Genomic DNA, 6,849 nt, shown 5'->3' on the forward strand with positions numbered 1-6,849 from the left:
ATAATCTGCGCCTCGGTGAAACGGCTCTTCCTCATGCGTCTGCTCCTTACAGTGGCAGACTCTACATCAGAATGAGGGAACTTTCGGGGGGCAGGTCAGTCATAGCACCAGCGCTCCTCGACAATCAGGGCGCGGACACTCGGCGCTTCACATCACCCACGCAGGGTGGGTTCAGGACATCGCTTACTTAAGCACCTATAGGACGTCATCACACACCGGACGGCAGCAGCAAGCGCGGCTCACCAGACGGTTACGGCCATAGCATCAAGCTTGTGCAACGAAAGCACCCACCGGCACCCCGGTGCGATCAAGCGGGCGCTGGTCCTTGGCGACAGTGACAAGGTTCGCGCAGGTGCGCAAATCCTCCATCCAGAGTTCGGCGATGATGTTTCCTAATTGGTAACGGTCAGGAGATCGGGCAAACGATAGGGTGAGGCCGACACCATCAGCTTGATCGGTCGGCACTATGCCAGTCCTCAAGGAATATCTCGCTTGCGCGCCAAGCTAATGCCATGATCGGGCCATTTGTATTGCCGGTGACTTGCTCGGGCATAACCGAGCAGTCCATCACCCGAAGTCCCGAAACACCCTTAACGCGCAAACGTGCATCCAGCACAGCATCATTAGAGTCCCCCATGCGGCAAGTGCCGATGGCATGCTGGCAAGTACCGTCGGCGCGTGCTGCATCGAGGATCTCATCATCGGATTGCACTTGCGGCCCAGGCCATGTTTCCGCCTTAATCATCGGCGCGACTTTTTCATGCCCAAAGATCGAGCGGAAGAAGCGAAATGTCCCGATGATAACGTCTCGATCATGCTCAGTTGATAGAAAATTGGTTTTAATAATTGGGGCGTCATCGGGGTTAGCCGAACGAACCAGCACACTGCCTTCACTTGTGGTACGTGCGGGATAACCCATTGCATTAAGGCCGGGGTGAGGCTCTAATTCAATCTTCGCAAGATTGCGTTTGGTAGACAATGACCAGAATGTCACTTGCGCATCTGGCCTCGGCAGATCGGGACGTGATTTGATGAAACCATTGATATCATAAGTCGTCGCCAAAACGCCGCTTCGTGAAACAAAATAGCGCAGCGTTTCAGCCAAAAGACCCGTCCCTTGCAGCCGCGAATTGTGGCTGTAATCCTGATTGAGCGACACTTGGGTAGTGATGATTTTATGCTCACGCATATGGCGCCCGACGCCGGGGTGATCGAATTTCACTTCAATTCCCAGCGACCGCAGCTCTTCGGCCGGGCCGATGCCGGAAAGCTGGAGCAGCTTTGGTGTCGCTAATGCTCCTGCCGCAAGGATCACTTCGCCGGCAGTGCGATATTCGACCGGCAATCCGTTGCAACGACCGGCCACCCCACGCACGCGGGTGCCGTCAAACAGCAGGCGGTTAATCGCGGTGTCAGTTACGATTGTCAGGTTTGAGCGCTTCTCTGCCCGACGCAGAAAGGCATCGCGCGAACTCCAACGACGCCCCTTGTGAATAGTGACAGGGGAATAGCCGATTGTCGCGTCATCGCTTTCATTGGCATCTTCTGCACGCGGCACACCAAGGTCGGTTGCGGCATCAAGCAAAGCTTCTGTCAACGGGCTGCGGTGGCGCTGTATAGAAACGTGTAGTGGTCCGCCAACGCCCCGCTTACCGCCATCACCCAGCGTGTGGTCTTCCATCTGCTTGAACACGCGGCCCATTTGATCCCAGCCCCAACCGGTACAGCCTTGCCTTGCCCAACTGTCGTAATCCTCGGGGTGGCCACGGCAGTAAATCATGCCATTGATCGCGCTAGATCCGCCTAGTCCGCGCCCGCGCATCCAGATTGCCGGCTGATTGCCGTTACCCATATCGGGTTCAGTCATAAAGATGGTCGTCAATCGCTGGTCCATCAGCGTACGGCCAATGCCCATCGGCATGGTTACCAGCGCGCTGTTGGTCCGACCACCAGCTTCGATCAGCAGTACTTGCACTTTGGGATTGGAAGAAAGGCGTTCGGCCAAAACACACCCGGCAGAACCTGCGCCGACGATGATGAAATCTGCGTTGTTCATATCAATGCCTCAACTAGCAGCCAGTGGCTTGCTTCAATTGAATTCCACACCGCCATCAATGTTCAAAGTTTGGCCAACCACATAACGCGCGCCATCGCCGGCAAGGAAAATCGCGGCCTCGCACAGATCGCTTGGCACTCCGAGCCGGCCTGCTGCGATAGTCGCGCAAATGTTCAGATCGATATCCTCACCCGTCACTCCCAGTAGCCCGCCCGCATAATTGCGCTTGATCTGATCCCACATGGCTGTTTGCATATAGCCCGGCGCAATGGCGTTGACATTGATCCCGTGACATATCAGCGCCTGTGCCAACGATTGCGTGACGTTGATGACTGCAGCTTTGCTGGCAGAATATTGGAGCGCCATTCCCGCCCCATGGCGGCCAGCGATCGAGGCAATGTTGATGATTGCCCCGCCAGTACCTTGTAGGACCATTCTGCGCGCTGCTGCTTGGGCAACGAAAAATGAACCGAACAAATTGACGTCGATTGTCTGGTGGAAACTTTCGCGCGTTGTTTCTAATATCGGCTGATAGCGCACAATTCCTGCAGCATTTAATACGAGGTCAATTCCCCCGAACTGCTGCACGCATGAGGCAACCGCAGCCTCAATGTCGCAATCTTTGGCGACATCCATACCCATCGCTGCACCGACCCCGCCTTCCTCTACAATTCGCGCTGCAGTTTTGGACGCAGTTTCAGGATTTAAATCGGTGCACAAAACAGCCGCGCCTTCACGCGCCCATGCTCGCGAAATTTCCTGCCCAAGGCCGCTGCCAGCGCCGGTAACCAGCGCGCGTCGTCCTGACAGCCTCATGCTTCAAGCTCACCATAAATCAGCGGAATTACCTCATTGATATCCAGAATCGGGTTCGTACCATCCCAAATCGCTGCTTGCGCAATCAAAAAATCCGAGAGCGGCTTCACGCTGGGGATCAACGCTTCTGAGATCTCAATCTGTGGCCATGCGTCGCCAGCCCCGCAAAAATAGGCAAAGCGGCAGGGCCCGCCCGCTGCACGGCCCTCGTGCACAAGCGTCAGACCCCGATCGAGAAGCCGTTGGTGCGCGCTATCGTATTGCGCAGGATCATCGAACCACGATGATACATGTTGCAATCCTGTGCGCCCCGCCTCCAGAAAATCACGATATGCGCTTGGTGCGTCATTGTGCTGCTGGATGATTTCAACCTGCAATCCTGCAGAATGCCCCACGGCAACGCTAGTGACAGGCGGCTTTGCGCTGGAGCCGCGATATCGATAATCTTCGTCAAATTCGAGATGTCGAAAAACAACGAATGGGCCAACGCCAACAACATGCGCCCAGTGCAACATTGCTGCATCAATATCATCAACAATAATACCAACCTGGCGCAGCGGACCTACCAATCGGGTCATGGCGCGTTTCTCCTGTCTCGGTCTTTAAAAACTTGAAAGTGATACCGCAAAATCGAGGGCCGACATTTCTGCCGGCCCTCCGTTCGATCAGAAATAAACGTTGATCGCCGCACTGGCTGACCATGGCCGAGCAGGCGCGCCAGAGTTGCCCGTCGAAGTGTTGTTCACGTAAAAGTGATACTTGGCGTCAGTGAGATTCTCGCCAAACACCGACAAGCGGTAATGCTTGTCAGGCGAAAGCCATGATACCCGCGCGTTGAGGATGAAGTAATCACCCTCTTCGACAACGTTGGCCGGGTCCCAGAAAAATCCGCTGTTGTATGAACCGTTTGCCGACAATTGCAGCTCGCCATCAGCCAGCGGGACATTGTACGTTCCGGAGAGATTTGCGGTGAATTCCGGCGTGCGGATCATGTCTTTGCCGCTGGCGTCACCCGGACCTTGAGAGTTTCCGCCAATCGCCACGCCCGATGCATTGCGCAAAGGCCGCGTGATGATTGCACCCTTGAAGTCCTTATAGCGCGCATGTGTCCATGCGGCCCCACCCTGAAGCGAGAATGCTTCGCTGACCGGTAAGGTGAATTCAAAATCGGCACCATATATCTCGGCAGAGGCAGCGTTCTGCAAAATCGTTGCTAGGCCCGAACCGCTGTTAGTCTGTATCTGCACCTGAATCTGGTTGTACTTGTAGTAGAATGCCGAAGTGTTGATGATGACGCCGCCACGGTTTTGTTTGTAACCGATTTCAAAAGCGTCAACCGTTTCAGGCTCAACCGGTGTGGGACTGAGAAACACGATATTGTAGTTGCCGCTTTTGAAGCCACGGCTGTAGCTGGCGTATATGCTCGATGCCGGATCAAGTTTATAGCGGATCACGGCGCGCGGCGTCCAACTGTTCCACCGCGTCGAATCGTTGACCAGTTCGAGGCCCGGGATGCCGCCGCGTGCACTTTTTTCCTCGCTGCTAAAGCGCAAACCACCGGTTAGCGTGAGTTCCGGGCTCAAATCGTAGTTTATCTCGCCATATGCCGATTCTGCAACGGTTTTCACGCTCGTAAGGATCGATGCGGTGCTGGCACCGGTAATGAACAGATCCGTCGTGGTCTTGTCGTTATAGTAGAATGCACCGGCGATGAAATTGATCGGACCGTCAAAGTCGGACGAATAATTCAACTCCTGGGTGAAGTTGTCTTCTTCGGTCGGGATGCGGGCCGTAGCTAGGAACAGCGGTGAATTATCGATGTCCGAAACCAGATTGGGCTCGATCCGCTGATAGCTGGATATGCTGGTGATGGTTCCGGCATCCAAGTCGATCTTTGCGGTCAGGCTTGCGCCGTACTGCTTGGTGATAATCGAGGGCGTCTGGTCAAGCGCGACTTCGTAGAACCCGCTGGGGAATGTTACACCAAACTGGCGTGCGATATTGTTGCCGTCAATCGGGCGTACCGCAAAGGGTGAGTTATCGTCCGTACGCGAATAATTACCAGCTAGCACAAAGCTGACTGTCTCACTGGCATCAAACTTGATTTTACCACGGGCGGCAAAGCTCTCGGCCTGCGCAACCTTGCTGTTGGTCATCACATTTGTGACGTAACCGGTGTTGTGACCATATTGCACAGACAGGTTGGCCGCCACGTTTTCTGACAATGGTGCGTTGACATAACCATCAAGCCGGACCTGATTGAACCGGCCATAGCTAGCGCCCGCCTTGAACGAAATGTCCTGGCCCGGATCAGCGGTCACAACGCTGATGGCGCCACCGGTCGCATTGCGGCCGAATAGAGTTCCCTGCGGCCCCTTCAGCACCTCAATCCTCTCGATATTGTTGAATTCGAACAAGTTACCGGTTTGGCTGGGCTGATAAACACCATCGACATAGATCGAGACGTTGGCGTCAGCACCGGGCCCCGTCACCGAAGTGCCGATGCCGCGAATTGTCGGCTGCGCAAACGCACCCTGCACGGCGTAGTTAAGGCCGGGTGTGACAAGGCCGAGATTTTGTGCGGAGGTGACACCAGCAGCATTCAGAGCTTCGCCGGTTTTAGCGGAGATGGCGATAGGAACATCGGTCAAACGTTCACTACGGCGTTGTGCAGTAACAATAATTTCACCCTGCTCATCCAGAGCTGAATTACTTTTCGCAGCAGCCTCTTGGGCAAATGCGGCCGGTGCACCCAACACAGCGACAAACGCAACGGACAGCAGCAAGCGCTTCTTCAACATCCCCGACCTCCCTGTTTCAGCCGGCATTTGCACCGGTCTGCCAAGCACGATTTCACGGCCAGCAGCCGCTGAGGGGAGCTTCTATTGCAAAAGAAGTGTATTTGTCAAGACACTTGTCTAGTCAAATGCACGCGAGGCTCGCTCCTCAAACATTGGTGGACCGATCGGTGCAGAAGAAAGGTAGCCAAAAAAACCCTGCATTGCCTCGGCCTTGAAGGTATCAAGCGGCATGTGCAGTCCCGGAAATACCGTATGCAGTGCTGTCTGCTCAATCTTGTAAAGCTCCAAGTGGCCGCGCGCCCGTTTGTGATGATCAGGCTTGCCCTCATGCGTGGCCTGAAACGCCGCGAACCGCTGGCCCAGAATATCGATAATCTCGTCGCGTCCATCAGAGAAAAAATTGGCCATATTCAGATAAAGGTCTGAAACGATGTAGTAAGAAAAAAGCCAGTCCCGCTCATCCTCGAACGAGGCAAAGAAAACTTTTTCGAGCCATATACTTACGCTTTCCAGCGTAACATCCGGCAAACGCAATAGCGTGGAAAACATTTGCACCTTTAAAGTGTGCTTCTTGATTATTATTTCGAGTAACACTTCTTCTTTGCCGCGGAAATGCGTGTAAAAAGTTGCACGACTGATATTCGCCCGAGAAACGATGTCATCGACAGTCGCGTAATGAAATCGTTTCTCCTTAAATTCGATTTCCGCAGCAGTGATGATCTTGGCGCGGGTGTGCATGCGCTGTTGCGACCGGGGTGTGGCCTTGGGTCGCATGGAACTGCTCAAAATGGTATCAGAATTCTTTGCAGACTTATTGCTCATCATGACCATACTCAACCGCATTTGAAAGCGAATTTATCCCTCAGCAAAGGGTTAGAATGCTAGAGCAACTTATGGCTCGATGCCAAAGCGGCGAAATTGGTCATTTCACCTAACTTTGACGACTATCCAGAACCTTTCGACGGATTTTCCAAACACCATGCCCCATTGCCTAGAAGCACACAATGTTTCCTCTGACGAGATGTCCTCAGCGTTGATCGCATCGAGAAGGTCAGCCTTTCCGTGTCCCATGGCAATCTGGACACCCGCAAAAACTCCTCGCGTTGAGGTCTTTGCTGTGATTCATTCGGGGCATTGGACGGAGAGGTTTGATGCACCCACGCAGCCTGTTTTCAC

6 protein-coding genes are annotated in these 6,849 nt (G+C 54.1%); all 6 read right to left on the minus strand.

The features are described from left to right. Window positions 1–264: 264 nt before the first annotated feature. Window positions 265–465 carry a hypothetical protein gene (locus tag HGI47_RS21730; RefSeq protein ID WP_144907286.1) on the minus strand — a complete coding sequence of 67 codons (201 nt, stop codon included), beginning with the start codon at window positions 463–465 and terminating at the stop codon, window positions 265–267. Further along, a complete protein-coding gene (locus tag HGI47_RS21735) occupies window positions 446–2,056 on the minus strand; it encodes a GMC family oxidoreductase (RefSeq protein WP_168854850.1) in 1,611 nt (536 codons plus the stop codon). The genes HGI47_RS21730 and HGI47_RS21735 overlap by 20 nt, the downstream gene beginning before the upstream one ends. Before the next feature lie 33 nt (window positions 2,057–2,089). Next, the gene (locus HGI47_RS21740) at window positions 2,090–2,872 is read right to left on the minus strand and encodes a glucose 1-dehydrogenase (RefSeq protein ID WP_168854851.1); all 783 of its coding nucleotides are present in this window, start codon (window positions 2,870–2,872) and stop codon (window positions 2,090–2,092) included. Further along, on the minus strand, window positions 2,869–3,450 hold the full coding sequence (locus tag HGI47_RS21745) for a VOC family protein (protein WP_168854852.1): 582 nt from the start codon (window positions 3,448–3,450) through the stop codon (window positions 2,869–2,871). Before HGI47_RS21745 ends, HGI47_RS21740 begins: the two co-directional genes overlap by 4 nt. 87 nt (window positions 3,451–3,537) lie before the next feature. Next, complete coding sequence (locus HGI47_RS21750; RefSeq protein ID WP_168854853.1) at window positions 3,538–5,673, minus strand: TonB-dependent receptor; 2,136 nt, start codon at window positions 5,671–5,673, stop codon at window positions 3,538–3,540. 117 nt (window positions 5,674–5,790) lie between these two features. Continuing rightward, on the minus strand, window positions 5,791–6,411 hold the full coding sequence (locus HGI47_RS21755) for a TetR/AcrR family transcriptional regulator (RefSeq protein ID WP_168854854.1): 621 nt from the start codon (window positions 6,409–6,411) through the stop codon (window positions 5,791–5,793). Between the last annotated feature and the right edge of the window lie 438 nt (window positions 6,412–6,849).

Origin of the sequence: Novosphingobium sp. ERN07, assembly GCF_012641335.1 — a bacterium.
Lineage (GTDB): Bacteria > Pseudomonadota > Alphaproteobacteria > Sphingomonadales > Sphingomonadaceae > Novosphingobium.